The following is a 24,512-nucleotide window of genomic DNA, read 5'->3' as shown; positions in this document are numbered from 1 at the left end:
GGCGGGGTCGATCTCGATCTTGCGCCGCAGGCGGTTGATCTGCACGTCGACGGCGCGCTCGTTCACGCTGCCATCGCCGGTGAGCGCGCTGCGCGGCACGGTTTCGCCGGGCGTTACCGAGAGGATCCGCAGCATCTCCCGCTCACGGTCGGTCAGGTGAATGACTTCCTCGCCCTGGCGCAATTCACCGCGATCGAGGTGGAAGACGTAAGGACCGAACGCGATCTTCTCTAGCGTCGCGGCCTGCGGCGGAGGCGCGGCGCGCTTGAGGATGTTGTTGATGCGCAGCGCGAGCTCGCGCGGCTCGAACGGTTTGGCCACGTAGTCATCGGCGCCGATCTGAAGACCTTCGATGCGGGCTTCCGCCCCGTGCCGCGCCGTCAGCATCACGATCGGCACCGAGGAGGACTGGCGGATGAAGCGGGCGAGGTCGAAACCGGTCTCGCCGGGCATCATGACGTCGAGGATCAAGAGATCGAAATGCAGCCCCAGAAGCTTCGAGCGCGCATCGCTGGCGCTCGCCGCGGTGGTGACGCGATAGCCTTCGCCGGCGAGAAAGCGCGACAACAGATCGCGGATGCGGCGGTCGTCGTCGACCAGCAGGAGATGCGGAGCATCGTCGGCAGGCTGTGCCGGCGGGCGGGCGAGGGTGGCAGCGAGCGGCACGTTCACTCCTTTGCGTCTTGATTGACGGAAGCGAAGATCGTCTCGAGCACCTTGTCCGGATCGTCGCGGTCGATCATCGCGCGCAGGAAGCGCTTGACGGTCTCCGCATCCTGCGGACCCATCTCGGCGAGAGCCTTGGTGATCCGCGTGGTCTGCAGTCCTGCGAGCTTCTGCACCAGCGCCTCGCCCTTGGGCGTCGCGTAGAGCAGGCGTTGGCGTCGGTCGTTGTCGCCGGTCTTCTGCACGATGTAGCCCTCGTCCAGAAGCTGCTTGAGCACACGCCCAAGCGACTGCTTGGTGATGCGCAGGACGTCGAGCAGGTCGGCGACCTTCAGGCCGGGATAGCGATAGACGAAGTGCATGACGCGGTGATGGGCCCGGCCGAAGCCGAACGCCTCCAGTTCCTGGTCGGGATCGCCAACGAAATCGCGATAGGCGAAGAACAGGAGCTCGATGATATCCCAGCGCAAATTGCCTCCATCGGACGCCGCCGGCCTGGGCTCGGTCGTGTCATGAGAGGATGTCATGAAATTTATGTCAGGCATATTGACGTATCTTGGGTTCAATGTTACAAAACGATCAGCCAGCACGAAATATTAGGTCGTTTCGCGCCGGGTGGCATCGTCCAAGTCGGCCGGGAATAGCCGGACAGGTGGCGACGGCCGATCAGATCTACCGTGCGATTGTCGAGCGGCATTTCGGCAAAACATACTGGACTTCCGCCTTCCGCAAAAGCATGTCCTCCGCGGCATGCTGGCCACGGAAACCGGCCGTAACAAGGCTGGCGGTGTTCCAGCCCGAACCCAAGTAAGCCAGCAGGCCCGTATAGAGGCAGGCCGGCGCCATAAATCGCGCCGATTCCGACAGCGGGAGGCAAGGAAATGAGCATGAAATTCGAGATCCAGCCCGCCGCAAATCCGACTTCCGAGAAGGACCGCGTGGCCAAGCTCGTGGACCCCGGCTTCGGGCGGGTCTTCACCGATCACATGGCGATCGTCCGCTACAACCAGGCCAAGGGCGGCTGGCATGACGCGCGCGTCGAGGCGCGCACCAATTTCCAGCTCGATCCCGCCGGTGCGGTTCTGCACTACGCGCAGGAGATCTTTGAGGGCCTCAAGGCCTACAGGCGCGACGATGGCGGCGTGAACCTGTTCCGTCCAGACGCCAATGCGCGGCGCTTCAAGGCCTCGGCCGAACGCATGGCCATGGCGCCGCTGCCCGAAGACGTCTTCATCGAAGCGATCGAGCAGGTCGTGCGCATCGACCGCGCGTGGATACCGGGCGGCGAGGGCAGCCTCTATTTGCGGCCCTTCATGATCGCGAGTGAGACCTTCCTCGGCGTGAAGCCGTCCGCCGAATACATCTTCGCGGTCATCGCCTCGCCGGTCGGCTCCTATTTCAAGGGCGGCCCTGCGCCGGTGTCGATCTGGGTGTCGGAGAACTACACACGTGCCGCGGTCGGCGGCACCGGCGCCGTCAAATGCGGCGGCAATTACGCCGCGAGCCTGCGCGCGCAGGCCGAGGCCATCACGCACGGCTGCGACCAGGTCGTCTTCCTCGATGCGGTCGAGCGCCGCTACATCGAGGAGCTCGGCGGCATGAACGTCTTCTTCGTGTTCGAGGACGGCTCGCTGCTCACGCCGCCGCTTGGCACGATCCTGCCGGGCATCACCCGCGACTCGATCATTGCGCTGGCCAAGGATGCCGGCACGCCGGTGCGCGAGGAGCCCTACACGATCGACCAGTGGCGCAAGGATGCCGCGAGCGGCAAGCTGAAGGAGGCCTTCGCCTGCGGAACGGCGGCCGTGATCTCGCCGATCGGCAAGGTGCGCTCGGTGAGCGGCGATTTCGTCATCAATGGCGGCGCGGCCGGCCCGGTCGCCATGGGGCTGCGCAAGCAGCTCGTCGACATCCAGTACGGCCGGACCAACGATCCGCATAACTGGATCAAGACGGTCGTGTAGCCGGGCGGCGGCATTACGCCGCCGCTCCTGCGACTGACTAAGATTTCCTGATTGAAGCACGGACGGCACGCGTCTCGCCGAGACGCGCGCGCGGCCGCGTGCGCGGAAAATTCAACAGCACCGGGAGAGAGCCATGGGAGTTTCATTCGACAACATCGACGGCGTCATCTGGTTCGACGGCAAGCTCGTGCCGTGGAAGGAGGCCAATGTGCATGTGCTGACCCATGGCCTGCATTATGCAAGCTGCGTGTTCGAGGGCGAGCGCGCCTATGGCGGGCGGGTGTTCAAGAGCACCGCGCATTCCGCGCGGCTGAAGGCCTCGGCCAACATCCTCGATTTCGAGATTCCCTATTCGGTCGCCGAGATCGATGCAGCAAAACAGCTCGTGATCAACAGCAACGGCCTGCCGAACGCCTATCTCCGCCCGATCGCCTGGCGCGGCTCGGAGATGATGGGCGTCTCGGCGCCGGACAACACCATCCATCTGGCCATCGCGGCCTGGACCTGGCCGAGCTATTTCGATCCGGCCGAGAGGCTGAAAGGCATCCGCATCGATCTTGCGGAGTATCGCCGCCCCGATCCGCGCACGATCCCCGCGCTCGCCAAGGCGAGCGGCCTCTACATGATCTGCACGATCTCCAAGCACAAGGCCGAACGGAAGGGCTACGCGGATGCGATGATGCTGGACTGGGAGGGCCGGGTGGCCGAATGCACCGGCGCCAACATCTTCTTCGTGCGCGACGGCAAGCTGCACACGCCTATCGCAGACTGTTTCCTGCCCGGCATCACGCGCGCAGCCGTGATCGAGCTGGCCAAGCGCCGCGGCATCGAGGTGGTCGAGCGGCGGATCATGCCGAAGGAGCTCGACGGATTCACCGAGTGCTTCATCACCGGCTCCGCCGCCGAGGTCACCCCGGTCTCCGAGATCGCCGCGTGGAAGTTCACGCCGGGCGCGATCTCCGAACAGTTGATGCGGGACTACGCCGCGGAAGTGCAGCCCAAGGGCAAGCAGGCGGCGGCGTAAGGGAAGAATCCCCTTGTGGGAGAAGGTGGCATAGGCGGCCTTCGGCCGCCGTTCCTGAGCGAATGCCGAAGCAAAGCTTCGGCTACGGCGCCGGATCAGGGTCTGTCTCCGCGGAGAGAGACCCCTCACCAGGCTTCGCCTGCTGCGAAGCCACCCTCTCCCACAAGCGGAGAGGGTGAAAGGCAGCGGTTGCCGCACCGCGCGTCGGCTGGTAAACGCCGCGCATGGCCGAGAAATCCAAAAAACCCCAGAAACTGAAGGCGCGCCTGCCGCGCGGGCTCGAGGATCGCGATCCCGCCGCGATCCGGGCGACGCGCCAGATGGTCGAGAAGATCCGCGCCGTCTACGAGCTCTACGGGTTCGAGCCCGTGGAAACGCCAGCGATGGAATTCACCGATGCGCTCGGCAAGTTCCTGCCCGACCAGGACCGTCCGAATGAGGGCGTGTTCTCGTTCCAGGATGATGACGAGCAGTGGATTTCCTTGCGCTACGACCTCACCGCGCCGCTCGCGCGCTACGTCGCCGAGAATTTCGACACGCTGCCAAAGCCCTATCGCAGTTACCGCGCCGGCTACGTCTTCCGCAACGAAAAGCCCGGCCCGGGCCGCTTCCGCCAGTTCATGCAGTTCGACGCGGATACGGTGGGCTCGGCGACGCCGGCCGCCGATGCCGAGATCTGCATGATGGCCGCCGATACGATGGAGGCGCTCGGGATCGCGCGCGGCCAGTATGTGGTGAAGGTGAACAACCGCAAGGTGCTCGATGGCGTGATGGAGAGCATCGGGCTCGGTGGGAACGAGAACGCCGGTCGCCGGCTCACAGTCCTGCGCGCCGTCGATAAGCTCGATCGGTTGGGTTTGCCGGGTGTACGAGAGTTGTTGGGTGAAGGCCGCAAAGATGAAAGCGGCGATTTCACGAAGGGCGCGGGACTGGATTCGTCGCAGATCCAAGGAATTGTCGACTTCGTCTTTGTCTCCGCTACGACGAGTGCCCCTCCCGAGAGTGCGCAGGTGAACGGCGGTGCACTTGCGGCGGGCGATGCCATGCCACTGTCCTACGCGCAGTCCGATATGCTGAGGGTGCTGTTGGATCGATTTGGTCACAACGAATTGGCGCGGCAAGGACTGAATGAACTGAAGGATATAGCAGAGCTGGTTAGCGCCGCGGGCTATGGTCCCGATCGCATCAAGATCGATCCCTCCGTCGTGCGTGGCCTCGAATACTACACCGGCCCCGTCTATGAAGTTGAACTGCTGCTCGACACCAAGGACGAGAAGGGTCGCCCGGTGCGCTTCGGCTCGGTTGGCGGTGGCGGGCGCTACGACGGTTTGGTCTCTCGCTTCCGCGGCGAGCCGGTGCCGGCGACCGGTTTCTCCATCGGCGTGTCGCGGCTCCAGGCTGCGCTGACGCTGCTCGGCAAACTCGACACGCGGCCTGAATTCGGTCCCGTGGTCGTCACCGTGTTCGATCGCGACCGCGTCGCCGACTATCAGAAGATGGTCGCGACCTTGCGGGCCGCCGGTATCCGCGCCGAGCTCTATCTCGGCAATCCCAAGAACATGGGCAACCAGCTCAAATATGCCGATCGCCGCAATGCGCCCTGCGTGATCATCCAGGGTTCTGATGAAAAGGCGCGCGGCGAGGTCCAGATCAAGGATCTGATCGAGGGCGCGAAAGCGGCCGCTGCCATCGCCTCCAACCAGGAATGGCGCGAGAGCCGCCCGGCGCAGTTCTCATGCAGCGAGGCCGACCTCGTCACAAAAGTGCGCGAAGTGCTGGCGCGCCATGACGTGAGCTGGGGCTAGCCATTCGGTGGGATCGTCATGCCCGGGCTTGTCCCGGGCATCTACGTCCTGTTTGATGTGCACGATCATGAATGGCCGGGGTGTGCCTGGTCATCGCGAGAGCAGCAGGGAGAAGACGATGCCTGAGATCACCATCAGCATGGCCGAAGGCCGCACCGACGAACAGAAGGCCGGCATGATGCGCGACATTACGCAAGCGCTGGTGAAGAATCTCGGCGTCGATGCCGATGCCGTCGTCATCCAGATCAACGAAGCTCCGCTTCGCCACAAGATGAAGGGCGGCAAGACTTTTGTGGAGCGCGCCGCCGCGGCGAAGAAATAGTTTCGGCTGCAGCAATAAGCCCAGCTGCAGAAGCAATCACAGCCGTCGTCCCGGCGAAAGCCGGGACCCAACCCCAGGGAGCGGTTGTGGGCGCGAGCTGATAGCCCCGAGTCTTCGCCAAACCATGCCCTGTGGTTATCGCGACGAGCGCGAGCGCTCGCGCGGAGGTCCCGGATCTGCGCTTGGCTTGTCCGGGACGACACTGTGTGTGAGGCAGCATGGACGCACGCGACTTCATTACTGTCGGCATGAGCGCCGAGCGCAGCCTGGTGGTCCCAGTGGAGCGCACGGTCGGGCATTTCGTTCCGGGCATGCCGATGGTCTATGCGACGCCGATGATGATCCTGGAGATGGAGATGACCTCGGGCGATGCGATCCGCTCTGCGCTTCAGCCGGGCTGGGTCACGGTCGGCACCGAGGTCGACATCCGCCATCTTGCAGCAGCCCTCGTCGGCGCGACAGTGCGGACCACTGCGAAGGTGGTCGCCGTCGAGCGCCGCATCATCCGTTTCGAGGTCGAGGCGTTCGAGGGCACGCGCAAGCTCGGCGAGGGCCGCCACGCCCGCGGTCTCGTCAATGTCGAGCTGTTCAACAAGCGGTTGGGCGCGACGTAGCGGCGGACACGAAACCGTAAGGTGGGTTAGCCGAAGGCGTAACCCACCAAGGTCTCTCCCAGCGGAAACCAAAGAGGTGGGTTACGCTTCGCTAACCCACCCTACCGCACTGTCGTTACTTCGCCAGCTCCTGCGAGCGCTTCGTCGCAGCGGCGATCGCGCGGATCATCAGATCGCGCAGGCCGGGCTCACCCATCAGCACGCCGAGGGCGGCGGCGGTGGTGCCGCCGGGCGAGGTGACGTTCTGGCGCAGCGTGCTTGCGGCAAGCTCCGATTGGTGGAGAAGCTCACCGGAGCCGGCGACCGTTTCGCGCGCAAGCTTGATCGCGAGCGCCTCGGGCAACCCCGCCTCCACACCGGCGCGCGCGAGTTCTTCAGCGAGAAGGAAGACATAGGCCGGACCCGAACCGGAGACGGCGGTCACCGCATCCATCAGGCCTTCGTCGTCGACCCATTCCACCGAGCCGGTGGCGCGCAGCAGCGCATCGGCCACCGCGCGCTGCCCGGCGCTGACGTTCTTCGCTGCGACCGCGACCGTGATGCCGCGGCCGATTGCGGCCGGGGTGTTCGGCATCGCGCGCACCACGGCGCCGCCGCAGACTTCCTGGAGCGATGCGATCGTGGTTCCCGCCATGATCGACACCACCGACGTCTTGTCCGAGACGAGCGGCTTCAGCTTGGCGCCGGCCTCGCGAAACAACTGCGGCTTCACCGCGACGACCAGCGTCTCGACCGTGCCGGCCGCTTTCACATCGGGATTGAGCGCAACGCCCTTTGCCGCGAGCGCGCTGATCTCGGGCGAGAGGTGCGGATCGATCACCGCGACCCGGCGCGGATCGAGTCCGCCCGCCAGCCATCCGCTCAGCATCGCCCCGCCCATCTTGCCGGCGCCGGCAAGGAGGATGGTGCCGGTGATGTTTTGAAGAGTGCTGCTATCGGCCATCGCTGTTGCCACAAAATCCGCTGTCGTCCCGGCGAAGGCCGGGACCCCCGCGCGAGCGCTTGCGCTCGTCGCGTACCACGACTGGTTCTAGTGGATCGAAGGCAAAGCAACAAGCATCGCGCAATACGGCGAAATCACGCGTATGGGTCCCGGATCGGCGCTTCGCTTCGCTGCGCTTGTCCGGGACGACGATGAGGAGAGCCGCGGCTCTCTTACCCTCACCGCGTTGGACAGGCAGCGGGCCTTACGCCTCTCCCACCGTATCGAACATCGCCGCGTCCATCGCTTCGGTCGTGGTCTTGCCGGCCCACACCACGAACTGGAACGCGGGGAAGTAGCGCTCGCAGGCGTGGATGGCGCCGGCGAGCATGGCCTCGCATTGCGCGGTCGAGGCGGTCAGGCCGCCCGGCAGCACCAGCGCCTGGCGATGCATGATCATGCCGGTGTTGGTCCACAGATCGAAATGCCCGATCCACAATTGCTCGTTGACGGCGGCGACGAGCCGCTGGACCTCCGCACGGCGCGCGACCGGAATCTTCATGTCGAACGCGCACGCAAGATGCAGCGCCTCGATGTCGCCCATCCAGGTGAAGGAGAGCTGATAGTCGGTCCACTGTCCCTTGGAGACGATGGTGAGTTCGTCCTCGCCGGAACGTTCGAACGGCCAGTTGTTGCTGGCGGCAATGTCCTCGACCACCGCGAGCGGGTGGTTTCGGGAATCGATAGCACCTTCGAGCAGGGACATGCCGTCTCGACCTCTTGCCTTCTTGTTGTCTTTGATACGCACGCGGTTGGCCCGGCGCGCGCTCCCTCAACGTCGTAACGGCGATCCCCTCGGAGTCGCTCTTGCGATCCCTCGGATCAGCGCGGGCCTTTCGCGGATCAAGTGATGTGATTTGCGGAATCTGCGCAACTGGGTCCCGAGTCCGTCCACAACCTCGGACTCATTCGTCCACAGCTCATCTCGGCCACAATTCTTAACGAAAAGAACAAATCGGAATCGGATTCCCGAAAGGTGCATTCGTTAATTCCGCCCCGCGAGGCACGGGCCGCCATGGCGGCATGGGACCATGCGGTTTCCCCATGCGGAACGCGCTTGCTGTGGCAGCTCGTCGGCGTCATATTTCCGTCCAGGTCGCTCATCCCGGGCGGCCGATGTTCTCAGGGCGGGGTGAAAGTCCCCACCGGCGGTAAGGGCCGAAAGGCCTAAGCCCGCGAGCGCCTTCCCCAAGGATTTTTCTGAAGGGAAGGGTCAGCAGATTCGGTGCAACTCCGAAGCCGACGGTCAAAGTCCGGATGAAAGAGAACGGTCGGTGGCAGACGCATCGCTAGATGCGGCTGTTTGTCGTTCCGTATGCCCTGATTCTGGTCCTTAACTGAGGAAAGCCATGAATCAGATGTTGCAAGACCCCCAAGTTCAAACTTCCAAAGCCGAAACGTCCCAAACCCAAACACAGCCGCCGCCGGTTCCAGTGGATCCGCCGCCGGCACCAGAACATCCACGTTTTGCAAAACCGCAACGCGTGGCCTTCGTGCAGGCCTGCTGGCACCGCGAGGTGGTCGAGGAGGCCCGCATCGCCTTCCTGAAGGAGGCGGAGGCGCGCCACCTCAATCATGTCGACGTCTTCGAGGTGCCCGGCTCGTTCGAGATTCCGCTGCATGCGCAGATCCTCGCCAAGACGCGGCGCTACACCGCGATCGTCGCGGCCGGCCTCGTCGTCGATGGCGGCATCTACCGCCACGAGTTCGTCGCCGACACCGTGATCAAGGCGCTGATGGACGTGCAGTTGCGCACCGAGGTGCCGGTATTCTCCGCAGTGCTGACGCCGCAGCAATTCCACGAGACCGAGGTGCACTACGACTTCTTCCGCAGGCACTTCGCGATCAAGGGTGTCGAAGTTGCGGAAGCCTGCGCCAACACGCTGCTCGGACTCGAGCGCCTGCGCGGCCAGGTCGCGGCGGGGATTGTAGGCTAGACACCCTCACACGCCGCTGATTGTCAATCCCGCCGCCGTCCCTATAAAGTCGGCGGCGGGAGGAGGACGCTCCGTGGAGACGGGGCGGCCGACAAGATCATGTTCGAAGGACACGATCCCTATCTCGTCGCGCTCTCTGTGGCGGTCGCGAGCCTGGGTGGCTATACCGGCTTTGCGCTTGCGGCTCGTATCCGCAACACGCCCGGCGTCAGCAACCGCGTGCTGCTCGCGGGTGCGGCGGCATTTCTGGCCGTCGGCATCTGGACCATGCATTTCGTCGGCATGCTGGCCGCGCCTCTGCCGCCCGACACCGTCTACCTCGTCCTGCCCACCATCATCTCGTTCCTGATCTGCGCACTGGTGGTCGGCATTTCCCTGTTCTTCGTCTCGATCGGCGAGCCTTCACTGAAGCGGGTGGCATCGTCCGCCGTTTTGCTCGGCGTCGGTGTCGCCAGCATGCATTATGTCGGAATCCACGGCCTCGCCGGGTCCTTCGGCATCGTGCACGATTGGTCGATGGTGCTGCTGTCGATCCTGGTTGCGGTTGTCACCGCCTATGGCGGCCTGCGCGCCTTCCTGGCGCAGCAGGAAGGTTTTCGCCTGATCGTGAGTTCGATCGCCTTCGGCATTGCGGTCTCCGGCATGCACTACACCGCGATGCTCGGCATGCACTTCGTGCCGCTAACGGGCGAGGCACACCGCCATCTCGGCGGCAGCCTTGCCGCATCGCAGCAAATCTTGTCGATCGTCGTTGCCGTACTGTGCTTCGTGATCGCGGCCGGCTTTCTGTTGTCCCTGGTACCGGATCCGCGGCGGCAGGCGCAGGTGTCCGTCACCGCTGATCCAGTTGCACCCCCGGCCGCTGCCGAGCCGGTTGCCATGGTCACATCGCCGCGACCGGTGACGCCGCTCGGTGGTCTCGGTCAGCCGCCCCGTAGGCCGGCGCCGCGCCTGCCGGTCGAAGGAGCCGACGGCACGCATTTCATCGACACGGCCAATGTGCGCAGCGTCCGCGCGGATGCGCATTACACGCGGGTCCATGACGGCACGCGCGAGCGGATGTGTCCGTGGTCGATCTCGGAGGCCGAGGCGCAGCTCGATCCCTCGCTGTTCCTGCGGGTGCACCGCAGCCATATCGTCGCGATCCCCCACGTCGCGCTGGTCCGGAAAGAGGGCGACGGCGCCGTCCTCGAACTCGATGGTCCGTCGCCGCACCGCGTGCCAGTCAGCCGGGCCAAGATCGCCGAGGTGAAGGCGCGTCTGGGACTGGCCAATCGGCGGCACGCGTAGACTTCAACCGCATTTGTAGGTGCGCTCCCTCTCCCGCTTGCGGGGGAGGGCTGGGGTGGGGGTGTCGCCGCAATCGATACTCCCAATGTGGATAGAGCCCCCACCCGGCGCTTCGCCATAGCCGAGGCTTCGCCTCGGCGTCCCTTAGAGGACGGCCGCCGAAGGCGGCCTATGCCTCCCCCGCAAGCGGGAGAGGTTTCAGAGTTTGCCTCCATACGTCGCCGACCTTGACGCAATTCGTGCGTGTCTCGCCGCAATTCGTGCAAAAACCCCGCGCTTGTGCCCCAATGATTGCGGTCAACTCCGCCCGGAGAGACCGTCCCGCCAACGTCCGCGCCGTCAGCGCCAGAGACGATTGGGAGGAGATGATGATCCCGGGCTCATTCAGCTATCACCGGCCGGCGAGCGTCGCCGATGCCGTCAAACTCTTGTCAGACCTCGGCGAGGATGCACGGCCGCTGGCCGGCGGGCACAGTCTGGTGCCGATGATGAAGCTTCGGCTCGCGACCCCCGCCCATCTGGTCGACCTGCACGGCATTGCCGCCCTGAAGGGCATCCGCCGCGACGGCAACAATCTCGTCATCGGTGCGATGACCACCCAGCACGATCTCCTGGCCTCCGACGAGGTCGGCAAGTCGGTGCCGATCCTGCACGAGGCAGCGCTGCTCATCGCCGATCCGCAGGTGCGCTACCGCGGCACGATTGGCGGCAATGTCGCCAATGGCGATCCCGGCAACGACATGCCGGCGCTGATGATGACGCTGGGCGTGGCCTATCGCCTCGAAGGCCCCGGCGGTGTCCGCGATGTGGCCGCTGCCGACTTCTACCAGGGCGCCTATTTCACCGCGCTCGAGCCCGGCGAGATCCTGACCTCCGTCTTGGTCCCAGTGCCCGCGGCCGGCCACGGCTACGCCTATGAAAAGCTCAAGCGCAAGGTCGGCGACTACGCCACGGCCGCCGCCGCGGTCGTGCTGACCATGGCAGGCGGCAAGGTCGCGACCTGCACGATCGGGCTCACCAATGTCCACGAGACGCCGCTGCTCGCAACTGACGCGGCCAACGCCGTGATCGGCACCAGCCTCGATGCCGCGACGATGAAGAAGGCGGCCGAGGCGGCGGAGGCGATCATGTCGCCGGCCGCGGATGCCCGCGGGCCGATCGAATACCGCAAGCACGTCGGCGGCATCATGGTGACGCGCGCGCTGCAGCGCGCCGCCGCCAGGGCGAAATGAGGGAGGGATCGATGGCAAAAACACATGTGACCATGAAGGTGAACGGCGCCGAGGTCGAAGGCCTCGTCGAGCCGCGCACGCTGCTGGTGCATTTCATCCGCGAGAATCTCGGGATGACCGGCACCCATATCGGCTGCGAGACCACCCATTGCGGCGCCTGCACCGTCGACATCGATGGCATGTCGGTGAAGTCCTGCACGATGTTCGCAGTCCAGGCTCAGGGAAGCGATATCACGACGATCGAAGGCATGGCCAACGCCGACGGCACGCTGTCGGCCCTGCAGGAAGGCTTCCGCATGATGCATGGCCTGCAATGCGGCTTCTGCACGCCCGGCATGATCATGCGCGCGCACCGGCTGCTCAAAGAAAATCCCTCGCCGGGCGAGCAGGAGATCCGGATGGGCATCTCCGGCAACATTTGCCGCTGCACCGGCTACCAGAACATCGTCAAAGCAATCCAGTACGCCGCCGCCAAGATCAACGGCGTGGAATTCCGGGAGGCCGCAGAATGAACGACATGACTCCCACGCGGGAACAACGCGAAGCCGTGCTCGAAGGCATGGGCTGCAAGCGCAAGCGCGTCGAGGACATCCGCTTCACCCAAGGCAAGGGCAACTACGTCGACGACGTCAAGCTGCCGGGCATGCTGCACGGCGACTTCGTCCGCTCGCCGCATCCGCATGCGCGCGTCAAGAAGATCGACGACAGCGAGGCGCTGAAAGTCCCCGGCGTGCTCGCGGTCATCACCGCCGAGACGCTGAAGACGGTCAACCTCGCCTGGATGCCGACGCTCGCCGGCGACGTCCAGATGGTCTTGGCCGATGGCAAGGTGCTGTTCCAGAACCAGGAAGTGGCCTTCGTCGTCGCGACCGACCGCTATGCTGCCGACGACGGCATCAACAAGGTGGTGGTCGAGTACGAGCCGCTGCCGCCGCTGGTCGATCCGTTCAAGTCGATGGATGCCGACGCTCCGGTGCTGCGCGAGGACCTCGCCGGCAAGACCACGGGCGCGCATGGTCCGCGCAAGCACCACAACCACATCTTCGAGTGGACGGTCGGTGACAAGGAGCTGACCGACGCAGCGTTTAAAAAGGCCGAGGTGACGATCAAGGAGATGATCTCCTATCACCGCACCCATCCGTCGCCGCTGGAAACCTGCCAGTGCGTCTGCTCCTTCGACAAGATCAAGGGTGAGCTCACGATCTGGGGCACGTTCCAAGCCCCGCATGTGATCCGCACCGTGGTATCGCTGATCGCAAAGCTGCCGGAGCAGAAGATCCACGTCATCGCGCCCGACATCGGCGGCGGTTTCGGCAACAAGGTCGGCGCCTATCCCGGCTACATCTGCGCGGCCGTGGCCTCCATAGTCACCGGCAAGCCGGTGAAATGGGTCGAGGATCGCATCGAGAACCTCACCGCGACCTCGTTCGCGCGCGACTACCACATGACGACGGAGATCGCCGCGACCAAGGAGGGCAAGGTCACGGGTCTTCGCGTCCACGTGCTCGCCGATCACGGCGCGTTCGACGCCTGTGCCGACCCGTCGAAATGGCCGGCCGGCTTCTTCAACATCGTCACGGGTTCCTACGACTTCCCGACCGCGCATCTGGCGGTGGATGGCGTCTATACGAACAAGGCGCCGGGCGGTGTCGCCTACCGTTGCTCGTTTCGCGTCACGGAGGCGGCCTATTGCATCGAGCGCGCCATGGATATTTTGGCGCAAAAGCTCAACATGGATCCGGCGGAGCTGCGGCTGAAGAACTTCATCAAGCCGGAGCAGTTCCCGTACCACTCGGCCTTGGGCTGGGAATACGATTCCGGCGACTACCACACCGCCATGCGCAAGATGATGGAGACCACCGGCTACGCCGCGCTCCGGAAAGAGCAGGCGGAGAAGCGCGCTGCGTTCGCGCGGGGGGAAACCCGCGAGATCATGGGGTTAGGGGTCTCCTTCTTCACCGAGATCGTCGGCGCTGGTCCGTCGAAGAACTGCGACATCCTCGGCATCGCGATGTTCGATTCCTGCGAGATCCGCATGCATCCGACCGGTGCGGGGATCGCGCGGATGGGCACCAAGAGCCAGGGCCAGGGCCACGAGACCACCTGGGCGCAGATCATCGCGACCGAGATCGGCATTCCCGCCGACAACATCCAGGTCGAGGAGGGCAACACCGACACCGCGCCGTACGGGCTCGGCACCTACGGCTCGCGCTCGACACCGGTCGCGGGCGCCGCGATCGCCATGGCGGCGCGAAAGATCAAGGCCAAGGCGCAGATGATCGCGGCCTACAAGCTCGAGGTCCACGAGGACGATCTCGAATGGGACATCGATGGTTTCCGTGTGAAGGGCCTGCCGGAGAAGTTCATGTCGATGAAGGATATCTGCTGGGCGGCGTACAACGCGGTGCCGCCGGGCATGGAGCCGGGGCTGGAAGCGGTCAGCTACTACGATCCGCCCAACATGACCTATCCGTTCGGCGCCTATCTCTGCGTCATGGACATCGACGTCGATACCGGCGTGTACAAGGTCCGGCGCTTCTATGCGCTCGACGATTGCGGCACCCGCATCAACCCGATGATCATCGAGGGCCAGGTGCATGGCGGCCTGACCGAAGCCTTCGCCATCGCGATGGGCCAGGAGATCCGCTACGACGAAACCGGCAACGTCGTCACCGGTTCGTTCATGGACTTCTTCATGCCGACCGCGGTCGAGACGCCGCATTGGGAGACCGACTTCACCGTCACGCCGTCGCCGCATCATCCGATCGGCGCCAAGGGCGTCGGCGAAAGCCCCAATGTCGGCGGCGTGCCGGCCTTCTCCAATGCCGTCAACGATGCGTTCTCGTTCCTGGGCGCGACGCACATCCAGATGCCGCACGACTACTGGCGCAACTGGAAGGCGGCGAAGGATCTCGGAGCGGTCGCGTAATGTCGTCATTGCGAGGAGCGAGGCGACGAAGCAATCCAGACTTTCTCCGCGGGGCATTTCTGGATTGCTTCGCTTCGCTCGCAATGACGGAGGAATACTGAGATGAAAGGCCGCGACGAGATCGCCCAAGCGCTGGCCGGATCGGGTTACATCGCCGATGCGGATCTGGCGACGGCGATCTCGCTGATGCAGCTGTTGCGGCGTCCGCTGCTGCTGGAAGGCGAGGCGGGCGTCGGTAAGACGGAGGTGGCGAAGGCGCTTGCCAAGGTGCATGCGACCGAGCTGATCCGGCTGCAATGCTATGAGGGCCTCGACCAGTCCTCCGCGATCTACGAATGGAATTACCAGCGCCAGTTGCTGGCGATCCAGGCGCATCGCGGCACGGACAGCATCGAGGACCAGATCTTCTCGGAGAAGTATCTGCTGGAGCGGCCGCTGCTCGCCGCGATCCGTCGCGCGCAGGCGCCGGTGCTGCTGATCGACGAGATCGACCGCGCCGATGACGAGTTCGAGGCATTCCTGCTGGAGCTGTTGTCCGATTTCCAGGTCTCGATCCCCGAGCTCGGCACCATTCCGGCGATCACCATTCCGCATGTCGTGCTGACCTCGAACGGCACGCGCGAGCTCTCCGATGCGCTGCGCCGTCGCTGCCTCTATCACTACGTCGACTATCCCGATGTCGATCGCGAGGCCCGCATCATCCTGGCGCGCATCGCCGGTGCGAGCCCATCACTCGCGCTCCAGATCGCGCGCATGGTCGAAAGTGTCCGCAAGGAGGAGTTGCGCAAGGTCCCGGGCGTAGCGGAGACGCTGGATTGGGCGGCGGCGCTGGTCGGCCTGGACATCCGCGATCTCCATGATGCGCCCGAGACCGTGCACGAGACCCTGATCTGCCTTTTGAAGACGCAGGAGGACCGCGCGCGCGTCACGCCGCAGGTGACGCAGCGCCTGCTCGGGAGGGTCGCATGAGCTGCTGTGGCTCCAGCCCCGGTTACGACGATCTCAATGAGGTGTCTCACCTCGTTTCCGCAAGGCTCGCCGCCTTCCTGCGCAGCTTGCGCGATGCCGGCTTCCGGATCGGACTCGCCGAAGGGCAGGATGCGGCGACGCTGATGTCGACCGGCTATGCGGCACGGCCGAACCTCTTGCGCGCGGCGTTCAAGCATCTCTTCTCCGCACGCAAGTCGGATTGGGACAAGTTCGACGGGTTGTTCGATGCATTCTGGCTCGGCAAGCGCGTGCGGTCGCGCTCCCGCACCATCGGCTCAGCGCCCGGCGCCAGCAACCCGTCGCTGAAGAGCTTGCAGGACAAGACGGCTGAGCTGGGCGGTAGCCAGTCTGTCGCCGACCAGCTTCCATCCTCTGACGATGCGCCGGAGGGGCGCTCCGGCGAGGGCCGCATGGAGGGCGCCTCGCGTGCGGAGAATCTCGCCGAGGTCGATTTCAGAAAGCTCAGCGATCCCGATCAGGTCGCGCAGGCCCACGACGCCGCCGCGCAGCTCGCAAGGGTGATGCGTACGCGGCTGACCCGGCGTGATCTGGCGCGCCGGCGCGGCTATCGTCTCGACCTCAGGCGCACCATCCATCGCAACATCAGTCATGGCGGCGTGCCGATCAGCCTGGTGAAACGGCAGCGCAAGGACAAGCCGCTGCGGCTCATCGTGCTGCTCGACGCCTCCGGCTCGATGAGCATGTATACCTCCGTGTTCCTGCGCTTCATCCACGGCGTCCTCGACGAATTCCGCGAGGCCGAGGCGTTCCTGTTCCACACACGGCTGGCCTACGTCTCCGACGCGATGAAGGAGAAGGACGCCGGCCGTGCGCTCGATCGCCTCTCGATCATGGCGCAGGGCGCAGGCGGTGGCACACGGATCGGCGAAAGCCTGCAAACCTTCAACCGCTGGCACGCGGCGCGCGTGATCCACTCGCGCAGCTGTGTGATGATCGTGTCCGATGGCTACGAGACCGGCGACGCCGCTTTGCTCGGACGCGAAATGGCCGCGCTGTCGCGGCGCTGCCGGCGCATCGTCTGGCTCAACCCGATGATGGCCTGGGAGGGCTATGCGCCGGAGGCGCGGGGCATCAAGGCGGCGCTGCCGCATGTCGATCTCTATGCGCCCGCCAACACGCTGCAAAGCCTGCGCGCGCTCGAACCCTATCTGGTGAAGCTCTAGAGGAGGCACCGATGACCGCTCACGTCGAAGTGCTGGATCTCGTGGCGCAGATGAAGGCGGCCGAGCGCGCCTTCGTCCTCGCGACCGTGGTGCGTACGGTCTCGGTCACCGCGGCCAAGGCCGGCGCGAAGGCGATCATCGCAGCGGACGGCACCATCGTTGCGGGCTGGATCGGCGGCGGCTGCGCCCGCGGCGCGGTGCTGAAGGCGGCGCGCGAGGCGCTTGCGGACGGCGAGCCGCGCATGGTCTCGGTGCAGCCGGAGAACCTGCTCGCCGAGCTGGGGGTGAGGGCGGGGGACAGCCGCGACGGCGTCCGCTTCGCCAGCAACATGTGCCCGAGCAAGGGCACCATGGACATCTTCGTCGAGCCGGTGCTGCCGCATCCTTCGCTCGTCATTCTCGGCGCAAGCCCGGTGGCACTGTCGCTGGCGGCGCAGGCGCGCACGCTCGGCTATCACGTCACGCTCGCCGCGCGCTCGGCCGATCTCACCGCTCAGCCAGATGCCGACACCATTATTGATGGCTACCAGCTCGGTGAGCTCAACGAGGCGAAGCGCTTCGTCGTGGTCTCGACGCAGGGCAAGGGCGATGAAGCCGCCTTGCGCGCTGCCGTCGCAACCAAGGCCGACTATCATGCCTTCGTCGGCAGCCGCCGCAAGATGGCCTCGCTCCGCGCCAGGCTCATTGCGGAAGGCGCGAATGCCGGCGCGATCGATAGCGTCAAGGCGCCGGCCGGACTCGATCTCGGCGCCATCACACCGGAGGAGATCGCGATGTCGATCCTTGCTGAGATCACCAGGGAGCGCCGGCGCGGCCAGCGCGCCGCCAATCAGGCAGCAACGAGAGAGTGAGAGCCGATCATGCAGATGAACGACAGCCAGCGTATCCCCGCGTCACGCGAGCAGGTGTGGGCGGCGCTGAATGACCCCGCTGTGCTGAAGCAGTGCATCCCCGGCTGTCAGGCGCTCGAGGTGACCGGCCCGAACGAGATGACCGCCACTGTGATCTTCAAGGTTGGCCCGGTGAAGGCGACGTTTGGCGGCAAGGTGACCCTGTCCGACCTCGATCCGCCCAACGGCTATCGCATTTCGGGCGAGGGCTCCGGGGGCGTTGCCGGCTTTGCCAAGGGCGGCGCTGTCGTGCGGCTGGAATCCGAAAGCGCTGACGTCACGGTGCTGCACTACGAGGTCGACGCGCAGATCGGCAGCAAGCTCGCCCAGCTCGGCGCGCGGCTGATCAACTCGACCGCGACAAAGCTCGCCGGAGAGTTCTTCAAATCCTTTGCCGAGGTCGTTGGCGTCAGGGTGGAAGCTGTTTAGATCGTATATCTGCAAGGCGTCGAGATCGACGCTGGTGGTGATCAGCACGCACCGCCACGCGCGACCATCTTGCCTTCAGCCCAGAGATACGCCTGCCTTGGCACGGCTTATTCCGAGGGTCAGGATGCGATGCAGGAGATCCGGATAGGCGAGCCCGTCATGTTGAGCCGCCGTGGCGAACTCCTGGCTCTTCGCGATTTCGGGATTGGGGTTTGCCTCTATGAAATACGGAGTGCCGTCGGCGGAGAGACGAAAGTCGATGCGCGCGTAACCATCGAGTCCAAGCGCCCGGTAGATGCGTTTCGCAGCTCGCTGAATGCGAGCGGTTACGTCGGGCGTCAGGTCTTTCGCGGGCCCGTCGACAATTCCGACGCGCTCCTGATAATCGGGATCGTGTTTGGCTTTTTCGGTGGCGATGTGCCGTGACCTGCGCCCGCCCATGCTGCCGAATTTCAATTCCCAAACTGGCAGAACACGCAGCCGATTGTTGCCGAGCACGCCGACATAAAGCTCTCGCCCTTCGATAAATTGCTCGGCGATGGCGGCGGATTCGACCCGATCGTGGATGAAGGCGACCCGCTCTGCGAGCTTCTCGTCCGAATCGACGATGGATGCCTGCGAGATGCCAAAGGATCCGTCCATGTTCAGGCTCTTGACGATCAGCGGCAGCGCAAGATGCGCTGGCCGTTTGACCTTGCGGCGCATCGGGAAGACGGCGAAGGCCGGCACCGCGATCCGGCGATGATGCACCAACGTCTTGGACAGGTCCTTGCCGCGCGCCAGGATCAGGCCACGCGGGTTGCACCCGGTGTACGGGATTTTCATCAGCTCGAGATAGCTTGCGATGTGCTGGTCATATGCAACGTTATAGTGGAACTCCTCCAGCAACGTGAAAACCACGTGCGGCTTGAAGCTTTCGATCTCATCGCGCACCGGCTTGATTTCCTCCTGCGCGCCGAGTGGGCGAACCTCATGGCCGGCCGCGCGCAAGGTACTCACCACATCATATTCTGTTTTCCACGCGTTGATTTCCTGCGCGGTGTATCCGTCGGTTGAGTCCGGAGGCACGAAGTCCGGATGCATGAGCACCAGAATGCGGAGGCGTCTCATAGCGCGATCCATTTGCGCTGAGACGGGCCAAACAGCGCGTGCATCGTCTTGGCGGTCACGAGGACCGTGAAGTCGAGGACGAGCTTCTGTTCAGGGCCGACCGCGCGCAGATCGAGTTCACGGCAGCGGGAGATCATGTCGTCAAGCACGGCATCGAGCGTAAGTTGATTCTCGCCCGTCCATCGCGCGACCAATTGCCTGATCTGGGCGCGATGCCGCCGTATCAAGACCGAAGCCGGGTTTGCCCGCCGGTGCCGTGGATCGGCGGAAAAGAGCCTGGAGAGGTCGCGGTCGTAGGTCTTCGGTGGCGTGAAGGCGTAGAACGCCTGCTTCTTCTTATAGTGGTCTTCGAGCGTTTGGCTGAGATCACGCAGTGGATCGACATGCTCTCGCGTCGTGATCAGCGGTCGCTTTCCCGCAATCTCGCTCATCAGCTCGTCGACATATTCGAGCTTCTTCAGCGCTGGCCAACCGGCATATCGTGTCCGCCAGTTCGAACGCGGCCGCAGCCACACCGCGAAGGTTTCGGCGAAATCTTCATCCGGGTGGCTCTGTGCGTACCAGAGCCGAAGATGCTGGACGTAACGCCTACTGGCCGGATTGGGCCGATAGTAGCGCGGGTAGTGTTTCGACGACGGGCCGAAGAGCTGTTGCCAGCGCCGGCGGCGTTGCAACTGGTAGCCGTGCTGCATGGCATGGCCTGCCTCGTGACGGAGGATAGCCATGCACTCGCGCCAAGTTCCGCCCTCGACGTCGAACATCATCTTCTTCTCGAGCTTCATCAGGCGGGGATGGGCGAGATAGAATGGGATGGCGATGCCGGGCACGCCTCCCGGACTAAACCATTCGCTCGAGATCCACGTGTGTGGCCTTAGCCGGATGCCCCGCTCTTCGAGCTCTTCGTGGAGAGTGCTGACACAATCCTCGAGCCAGGTGCCTTCGACCGCAACCCTCAAACTGCTAAGGCGTTGCTTGAGCAACTGGTCATCCGACAGCTTTTCCCAAGCAAATTTCCGGCGTGGCATCAGGCATCCAGAGGGCAGAGACGGCTCGGTATCTGGATGATGTCATGGGCCGCAGCCGGCAACAACCGCAGAGTCTTCGAGGCGTGCTGCGGGGCGCTTTGGTTCCAGGCAATCTTCACCCGGCCGACGCGCGTTGTCAGACCGCAGGGCAGGCAAAGCGACTTGTCCGCCTTAGCTCGAAGGCAGAAGCGGGCCCACCGACTTCATCGCAAAAGAAAAGGTGGGCACGGCGACTTGCACCTTTGCCCACCCTGCGAACGTTCGAAAGACGAAGAAGCTAGTCGAACAGGCTCGACACCGACTCCTCCGCGGCGGTACGCGCGATCGCGTCCGAGATCAGGCTGGCGATCGGCAGCGTGCGGATGTTCGGCGCCTTGCTTACCGCATCCGTCGGCAGGATCGAGTCGGTGATCACGAGCTCTTTCAGCTTCGAGGAGGCGATGCGGGCGGCCGCGCCGCCGGAAAGCACGCCATGGGTGATGTAGGCGTAGACGTCCTTGGCGCCCTTTGCGATCAGCGCATCGGCCGCGTTCACCAGCGTGCCGCCGGAATCGACGATGTCGTCAACGAGGATGCAGGTGTAGCCGGCAACGTCGCCGATCACGTTCATGACCTCGGACTCGCCGGGACGCTCGCGCCGCTTGTCGACGATCGCGAGCGGGGTGTTGATGCGCTTGGCAAGACCGCGCGCGCGGGCCACGCCGCCGACGTCGGGCGAGATCACCATCACCTTGGAGAGGTCGAACTTCTCCTTGATGTCGCGCACCATCAGCGGCGCCGCGTAGAGATTGTCGGTCGGAATGTCGAAGAAGCCCTGGATCTGGCCGGCATGCAGGTCGAGCGTCATGACGCGGTCGACGCCGGCCTGCGTGATCAAATTGGCGACGAGTTTTGCGGAGATCGGCGTGCGCGAACCCGATTTACGGTCCTGCCGCGCATAGCCGAAATAGGGCAGCACCGCGGTGATGCGGCGCGCCGAGGAGCGGCGCAGCGCGTCGGTGATGATCAGCAGTTCCATCAGATGGTCGTTCGCCGGGAACGAGGTCGATTGGATGATGAAGGCGTCCGAGCCGCGGACGTTCTCCTGGATCTCGACGAATATCTCCATGTCGGCGAAGCGCCGTACCACCGCTTTGGTCAGCGGCAGATCCAGCCCTTGAGCGATCGCCTGGGCGAGAGCCGGATTGGAATTGCCGGCGACAAGCTTGATTGAGCCGTTCTTGGCCGACATGGACGCTTCCTCCCGCGCTTTGCTGGATACGACGTTCAACATCTCAGATACCCACTGGAAGCACGGTTACGACGGGCGAGGAAATATCAGGCCCAAGGCCGCGCTGGCAACCCGGGATGCTACGTTTTCCCAGCGAAAATCCCGAGTCGGGCCAACGGCTTGGCCAGGACTTGGGGCCGTGGTTTAGCGCTGGTTATCGCTCGGCATAGCCGAGCGCGGCGGCCGGCGTCTCCGGCGCGCCTGCGCCCGGCACTACGCTCGCCACGGCCGGTCCCCTCAGGCCCGGGGCGGCCTCGGGCGCATCCGGGGGCGCCCCGTTGATCATATTGGAAAGTCCGCTGAATCCGGCCTGGGCGATCTTCCGCAGGACCAGATCGTCGGCGGCCGACCAGGGGTCGCGCCCGCCCTTGCCGGCGGCCGGTTCCTCACCCGAGAGCCGCAGCGCACGCTGCTGGTTGGCGTCATAGACGTCCCAGACCCAGGCGATTACGGTCTTGCCGCGCACGACCTGGGCGGAGAGGTAGCTGCGCACGCGATAGGCGGCCGTCCCCTCGCGGGAGACGACGGACAGGCTGCGCAGCTTGGATTCGCTGTCGAGCACCCCGACCATGCGGTCGAACACCTGCGGCGGCGGCCCGTCGATCGATTCGAACGCCACCGTCGCCCCGCTGCCGGCGCTCGGCGCCATCGCATAGGAATTGCTCGGCGCACTGCCGCCGGCGCAGCCGCCAAGCGTGCTCGCCGCCGCCAGCAGCACGACCGCCAGCACGCGCGAGCCCGCGCGGCGCAAGATTGATGACGCTTCCCTCATTATGGAGGGCAGCGATATCGTTAAAATCCATTAACGTCTAGGGCGGAGGCGCCACAAAACACACCGTCATTCCGGGGCGCGCCACTTGGCGCGAGCCCGGAATCCATTTCGCCGCGTGAATTGCTGCACGATGGATTCCGGGTTCGCGCTGAGCGCGCCCCGGAATGACAGTTGTTGATGTTGCCTGTGCGTTCACCCTTCCAGCGCGATCGCGTGGATGTGGCGGCCGTAATCCGGCTCCTTGCGATGCACCGAGCGGCGATAGCTGAAGAAGCGCTCGTCGGCATAGGTGTCGAGACCGAGATCGTCGATCATCAGAATGCCGGCGCCCTCCAGCCGCTTCCGGATGTAGCCGGCGAGATCGAACATCGCGTGGCCGTCGCGCACCGATGGAATGAAGAGCATGGCATTCTCTGCATCCGCCTCGATGAAGCGCGCCACGAACTCGTTGCCGACTTCGTAGCTCTCCTGGCGGATCAGCGGGCCGATCGCGGCGATGATGCCGCCGCGTGTCGCACCGAGCTTCTCCATCGCTGATATCGTCGATTCCAGCACGCCGGTCAGCGCGCCCTTCCAGCCGGCATGCGCGCCGCCGATGACGCGTGCGTTGGGATCGACGAACAGCACCGGCCCGCAATCGGCGGTGGAGACGCCGAGCGCGATGCCTGGCGTCCTGGTGACAAGCGCATCGCCCTTCGGTCGCGGTCCGCTCGGCCACGGTGCTTCGGCGACGAGAACATCGGGCGAGTGGATCTGGTGCAGGCTGAGGAAGCGCTCCGGTGCGACGCCGACATGCTCGGCCATGCGGCGGCGGTTCTCCGCGACATGGGCCGGATCGTCATTGGAGCCGAGCCCGCCATTGAGCGCGGCGTAGATGCCGCCCGATACGCCGCCCTCGCGGGTGAAGAAGGCGTGGCGCAGGCCGGGCACCGCGGACAGCAGCGACGAAGCAATGGTCATGAGGCCTCTCCGGCCTGTTCGAGATCGCTGAGGCCTGCAATTCCGGTCAGCCGTGGCTCGGAGATGCCGAGCACCTTGAACATCGAGCCCATGCCGCTGCGACCGGTGTCGGTCAGGCGCTTGAGCGCCAGCGAAATGTCGGTGGCGATGTCCGGCGTGGCCTTCTGCATCAAGGCCGCCGCGCGGGTCTCGATGCCGACGCGCTTGAGGAAATCGCCCTGCGTCACCGGGCCGTGCACGCGGGCGCCGACGTCCTCGGCCGCGCGCGCCAGCGCCTGGAAGTCGACATGGGCGGTCACGTCGGCCTGCCCCGGCGCCTTCAACGGATCGGTGAAGGTGTGGCGCGCGATCGCCTGGAAGGTATCGCCGGCGTCGCTGCGCAAGTGGCCGTAATCGATGATCAGCGCCGCGCCGTCCTGGTCGCGCACGCGCATTGCCAGCTTCATGATCTCGGAGTCAGGGCGCCATTCGAACACGGCGCCCACGGGTGCCGCGCGCACCAGGGGCGGCAGCAGCACGTCGAAGCGCGGCGTCGGCTCGGCCGCCGCGTCAAACTGAAGCTTGCCGTTGCCGTCGATCTCGATTACGCGCTCGTGCCAGCCGTCCTCGCGCTTCACCATCTGGTGGATCGGCAGCACGTCGAAATATTCGTTGGCAAGGATGATGGACGGACCTTCGGGCACGTCATCGATTGTGTCGTGCCAGGTGATGTTGCGAATGCCGGACAGTGTCGCCATCTGCCGCTCGCGCAGCACCGGGTTGACCTCGACCATATGGACGTTGAGTGCCTGGTAGAGCGGCGGCAGCACCCGCAGCGCCCGCAGCGCGTCGGCCATCATGGTGCCGCGGCCGGGGCCGAGCTCGATCAGCCGCAGCGCCTGTGGCGAGCCCATCTGCTTCCACACCGAGGCGCTCCACAGGCCGAGGAGTTCGCCGAACATCTGGCTGACCTCGGGCGCGGTGGTGAAGTCGCCCTCGCGCCCGAGCGGATCGCGCGAGACGTAATAGCCGTAGCGCGGATGCATCAGGCACAGTTCCATGTAGCGCCAGACCGGCATCGGGCCTGACGATTTGATGAGTGCCTTGATCTCGTTCAACAGCGGCGAGTCGCTCACGG

General features: G+C 64.8%; 24 protein-coding genes and 1 riboswitch. Of the genes, 14 read left to right on the top strand and 10 right to left on the bottom strand.

The genetic code is table 11. The annotated features are described in order from the left end of the window. Both AYJ54_RS29215 and AYJ54_RS29210 read right to left on the bottom strand, forming a co-directional pair. Positions 1-672: response regulator transcription factor (locus AYJ54_RS29215; RefSeq protein ID WP_245329161.1), on the bottom strand; the 672-nt coding region annotated here is incomplete at its 3' end. Beyond that, positions 669-1,211 carry a MarR family winged helix-turn-helix transcriptional regulator gene (locus AYJ54_RS29210; protein ID WP_063704442.1) on the bottom strand — a complete coding sequence of 181 codons (543 nt, stop codon included), beginning with the start codon at positions 1,209-1,211 and terminating at the stop codon, positions 669-671. The genes AYJ54_RS29210 and AYJ54_RS29215, both read right to left, overlap by 4 nt. 336 nt (positions 1,212-1,547) lie before the next feature. On the opposite strand from AYJ54_RS29210, the gene AYJ54_RS29205 reads away from it, so the two are divergent. From AYJ54_RS29205 to AYJ54_RS29185, 5 genes are all read left to right on the top strand, one after another. After that, a complete protein-coding gene (locus AYJ54_RS29205) occupies positions 1,548-2,630 on the top strand; it encodes a branched-chain amino acid aminotransferase (protein WP_063704440.1) in 1,083 nt (360 codons plus the stop codon). Positions 2,631-2,763: 133 nt separating this feature from the next. Then, entirely contained in the window at positions 2,764-3,654 is an 891-nt protein-coding gene (locus AYJ54_RS29200; RefSeq protein WP_063704438.1) for a branched-chain amino acid aminotransferase, read from the top strand. Positions 3,655-3,878: 224 nt separating this feature from the next. After that, positions 3,879-5,459 carry a histidine--tRNA ligase gene (gene hisS / locus AYJ54_RS29195; protein ID WP_063704437.1) on the top strand — a complete coding sequence of 527 codons (1,581 nt, stop codon included), beginning with the start codon at positions 3,879-3,881 and terminating at the stop codon, positions 5,457-5,459. A gap of 67 nt (positions 5,460-5,526) precedes the next feature. Continuing rightward, positions 5,527-5,781: a tautomerase family protein gene (locus AYJ54_RS29190; protein WP_283808716.1), complete on the top strand. Its 255-nt coding sequence runs from the start codon at positions 5,527-5,529 to the stop codon at positions 5,779-5,781. Between the two features lie 218 nt (positions 5,782-5,999). Next, on the top strand, positions 6,000-6,395 hold the full coding sequence (locus AYJ54_RS29185) for a thioesterase family protein (protein ID WP_063704435.1): 396 nt from the start codon (positions 6,000-6,002) through the stop codon (positions 6,393-6,395). Between the two features lie 115 nt (positions 6,396-6,510). Here AYJ54_RS29185 and proC read toward each other — a convergent pair whose 3' ends face one another. Together proC and AYJ54_RS29175 are read right to left on the bottom strand one after the other, a co-directional pair. After that, positions 6,511-7,338, bottom strand: a complete 828-nt coding sequence (proC, locus tag AYJ54_RS29180; RefSeq protein ID WP_063704433.1) for a pyrroline-5-carboxylate reductase — start codon at positions 7,336-7,338, stop codon at positions 6,511-6,513. Positions 7,339-7,582: 244 nt separating this feature from the next. Then, positions 7,583-8,083 (bottom strand): type III secretion system chaperone family protein, encoded by a 501-nt coding sequence (locus tag AYJ54_RS29175; protein WP_063704432.1) that lies wholly within the window; start codon positions 8,081-8,083, stop codon positions 7,583-7,585. Positions 8,084-8,491: 408 nt separating this feature from the next. Next, a riboswitch (FMN riboswitch) is annotated at positions 8,492-8,650 on the top strand. Positions 8,651-8,726: 76 nt separating this feature from the next. Between AYJ54_RS29175 and AYJ54_RS29170 the strand changes: the two genes are divergently transcribed. From AYJ54_RS29170 to AYJ54_RS29130, 9 genes are all read left to right on the top strand, one after another. Next, entirely contained in the window at positions 8,727-9,314 is a 588-nt protein-coding gene (locus AYJ54_RS29170; protein ID WP_063704430.1) for a 6,7-dimethyl-8-ribityllumazine synthase, read from the top strand. A gap of 99 nt (positions 9,315-9,413) precedes the next feature. Continuing rightward, on the top strand, positions 9,414-10,604 hold the full coding sequence (locus AYJ54_RS29165) for an MHYT domain-containing protein (RefSeq protein ID WP_063704428.1): 1,191 nt from the start codon (positions 9,414-9,416) through the stop codon (positions 10,602-10,604). A gap of 368 nt (positions 10,605-10,972) precedes the next feature. Further along, positions 10,973-11,836, top strand: coding sequence for an FAD binding domain-containing protein (locus AYJ54_RS29160; protein ID WP_063704861.1), 864 nt, complete (start codon positions 10,973-10,975; stop codon positions 11,834-11,836). Between the two features lie 11 nt (positions 11,837-11,847). Then, complete coding sequence (locus AYJ54_RS29155; protein ID WP_063704426.1) at positions 11,848-12,348, top strand: (2Fe-2S)-binding protein; 501 nt, start codon at positions 11,848-11,850, stop codon at positions 12,346-12,348. Then, positions 12,345-14,765 (top strand): aerobic carbon-monoxide dehydrogenase large subunit, encoded by a 2,421-nt coding sequence (locus AYJ54_RS29150; protein WP_063704424.1) that lies wholly within the window; start codon positions 12,345-12,347, stop codon positions 14,763-14,765. Before AYJ54_RS29155 ends, AYJ54_RS29150 begins: the two co-directional genes overlap by 4 nt. Before the next feature lie 102 nt (positions 14,766-14,867). Beyond that, positions 14,868-15,734 (top strand): AAA family ATPase, encoded by an 867-nt coding sequence (locus AYJ54_RS29145; RefSeq protein ID WP_063704422.1) that lies wholly within the window; start codon positions 14,868-14,870, stop codon positions 15,732-15,734. Continuing rightward, a complete protein-coding gene (locus tag AYJ54_RS29140) occupies positions 15,731-16,939 on the top strand; it encodes a vWA domain-containing protein (protein ID WP_063704420.1) in 1,209 nt (402 codons plus the stop codon). Before AYJ54_RS29145 ends, AYJ54_RS29140 begins: the two co-directional genes overlap by 4 nt. A gap of 11 nt (positions 16,940-16,950) precedes the next feature. Next, on the top strand, positions 16,951-17,790 hold the full coding sequence (locus AYJ54_RS29135) for an XdhC family protein (protein ID WP_063704418.1): 840 nt from the start codon (positions 16,951-16,953) through the stop codon (positions 17,788-17,790). A 9-nt stretch (positions 17,791-17,799) separates the two neighbouring features. Next, positions 17,800-18,258, top strand: coding sequence for an SRPBCC family protein (locus AYJ54_RS29130; RefSeq protein WP_063704416.1), 459 nt, complete (start codon positions 17,800-17,802; stop codon positions 18,256-18,258). A 75-nt stretch (positions 18,259-18,333) separates the two neighbouring features. Here the strand turns inward: AYJ54_RS29130 and AYJ54_RS29125 are convergent, their stop codons facing one another. The 6 genes from AYJ54_RS29125 to AYJ54_RS29100 all read right to left on the bottom strand — a co-directional run bounded on the left by AYJ54_RS29125 (position 18,334) and on the right by AYJ54_RS29100 (position 24,510). Next, the gene (locus tag AYJ54_RS29125; protein WP_063704414.1) at positions 18,334-19,368 is read right to left on the bottom strand and encodes a D-alanine--D-alanine ligase family protein; all 1,035 of its coding nucleotides are present in this window, start codon (positions 19,366-19,368) and stop codon (positions 18,334-18,336) included. Continuing rightward, positions 19,365-20,393, bottom strand: coding sequence for a putative zinc-binding metallopeptidase (locus tag AYJ54_RS29120; RefSeq protein WP_063704412.1), 1,029 nt, complete (start codon positions 20,391-20,393; stop codon positions 19,365-19,367). The genes AYJ54_RS29125 and AYJ54_RS29120 overlap by 4 nt, the downstream gene beginning before the upstream one ends. A 277-nt stretch (positions 20,394-20,670) precedes the next feature. Beyond that, positions 20,671-21,624, bottom strand: a complete 954-nt coding sequence (locus AYJ54_RS29115; protein WP_063704859.1) for a ribose-phosphate pyrophosphokinase — start codon at positions 21,622-21,624, stop codon at positions 20,671-20,673. Between the two features lie 193 nt (positions 21,625-21,817). Continuing rightward, complete coding sequence (locus tag AYJ54_RS29110) at positions 21,818-22,435, bottom strand: hypothetical protein (protein WP_063704411.1); 618 nt, start codon at positions 22,433-22,435, stop codon at positions 21,818-21,820. Positions 22,436-22,627: 192 nt separating this feature from the next. Then, positions 22,628-23,395, bottom strand: coding sequence for a peptidoglycan editing factor PgeF (pgeF, locus tag AYJ54_RS29105; RefSeq protein ID WP_063704409.1), 768 nt, complete (start codon positions 23,393-23,395; stop codon positions 22,628-22,630). Beyond that, a complete protein-coding gene (locus tag AYJ54_RS29100; RefSeq protein ID WP_063704407.1) occupies positions 23,392-24,510 on the bottom strand; it encodes a class I SAM-dependent methyltransferase in 1,119 nt (372 codons plus the stop codon). The genes pgeF and AYJ54_RS29100 overlap by 4 nt, the downstream gene beginning before the upstream one ends. Positions 24,511-24,512: the final 2 nt, after the last annotated feature.

It is taken from the genome of Bradyrhizobium centrolobii (genome assembly GCF_001641635.1).
GTDB lineage: Bacteria > Pseudomonadota > Alphaproteobacteria > Rhizobiales > Xanthobacteraceae > Bradyrhizobium > Bradyrhizobium centrolobii.
This window is presented reverse-complemented; position numbering and strand designations above follow the sequence as displayed.

Bases quoted from the DNA above. Each gene is read 5' to 3' on its own strand.
- AYJ54_RS29210 (WP_063704442.1), bottom strand. From the start codon at position 1,211: ATGCCTGACATAAATTTCATGACATCCTCTCATGACACGACCGAGCCC.
- AYJ54_RS29205 (WP_063704440.1), top strand. From the start codon at position 1,548: ATGAGCATGAAATTCGAGATCCAGCCCGCCGCAAATCCGACTTCCGAG.
- AYJ54_RS29200 (WP_063704438.1), top strand. From the start codon at position 2,764: ATGGGAGTTTCATTCGACAACATCGACGGCGTCATCTGGTTCGACGGC.
- hisS (WP_063704437.1), top strand. From the start codon at position 3,879: ATGGCCGAGAAATCCAAAAAACCCCAGAAACTGAAGGCGCGCCTGCCG.
- AYJ54_RS29190 (WP_283808716.1), top strand. From the start codon at position 5,527: ATGAATGGCCGGGGTGTGCCTGGTCATCGCGAGAGCAGCAGGGAGAAG.
- AYJ54_RS29185 (WP_063704435.1), top strand. From the start codon at position 6,000: ATGGACGCACGCGACTTCATTACTGTCGGCATGAGCGCCGAGCGCAGC.
- proC (WP_063704433.1), bottom strand. From the start codon at position 7,338: ATGGCCGATAGCAGCACTCTTCAAAACATCACCGGCACCATCCTCCTT.
- AYJ54_RS29175 (WP_063704432.1), bottom strand. From the start codon at position 8,083: ATGTCCCTGCTCGAAGGTGCTATCGATTCCCGAAACCACCCGCTCGCG.
- AYJ54_RS29170 (WP_063704430.1), top strand. From the start codon at position 8,727: ATGAATCAGATGTTGCAAGACCCCCAAGTTCAAACTTCCAAAGCCGAA.
- AYJ54_RS29165 (WP_063704428.1), top strand. From the start codon at position 9,414: ATGTTCGAAGGACACGATCCCTATCTCGTCGCGCTCTCTGTGGCGGTC.
- AYJ54_RS29160 (WP_063704861.1), top strand. From the start codon at position 10,973: ATGATCCCGGGCTCATTCAGCTATCACCGGCCGGCGAGCGTCGCCGAT.
- AYJ54_RS29155 (WP_063704426.1), top strand. From the start codon at position 11,848: ATGGCAAAAACACATGTGACCATGAAGGTGAACGGCGCCGAGGTCGAA.
- AYJ54_RS29150 (WP_063704424.1), top strand. From the start codon at position 12,345: ATGAACGACATGACTCCCACGCGGGAACAACGCGAAGCCGTGCTCGAA.
- AYJ54_RS29145 (WP_063704422.1), top strand. From the start codon at position 14,868: ATGAAAGGCCGCGACGAGATCGCCCAAGCGCTGGCCGGATCGGGTTAC.
- AYJ54_RS29140 (WP_063704420.1), top strand. From the start codon at position 15,731: ATGAGCTGCTGTGGCTCCAGCCCCGGTTACGACGATCTCAATGAGGTG.
- AYJ54_RS29135 (WP_063704418.1), top strand. From the start codon at position 16,951: ATGACCGCTCACGTCGAAGTGCTGGATCTCGTGGCGCAGATGAAGGCG.
- AYJ54_RS29130 (WP_063704416.1), top strand. From the start codon at position 17,800: ATGCAGATGAACGACAGCCAGCGTATCCCCGCGTCACGCGAGCAGGTG.
- AYJ54_RS29125 (WP_063704414.1), bottom strand. From the start codon at position 19,368: ATGAGACGCCTCCGCATTCTGGTGCTCATGCATCCGGACTTCGTGCCT.
- AYJ54_RS29120 (WP_063704412.1), bottom strand. From the start codon at position 20,393: ATGCCACGCCGGAAATTTGCTTGGGAAAAGCTGTCGGATGACCAGTTG.
- AYJ54_RS29115 (WP_063704859.1), bottom strand. From the start codon at position 21,624: ATGTCGGCCAAGAACGGCTCAATCAAGCTTGTCGCCGGCAATTCCAAT.
- AYJ54_RS29110 (WP_063704411.1), bottom strand. From the start codon at position 22,435: ATGAGGGAAGCGTCATCAATCTTGCGCCGCGCGGGCTCGCGCGTGCTG.
- pgeF (WP_063704409.1), bottom strand. From the start codon at position 23,395: ATGACCATTGCTTCGTCGCTGCTGTCCGCGGTGCCCGGCCTGCGCCAC.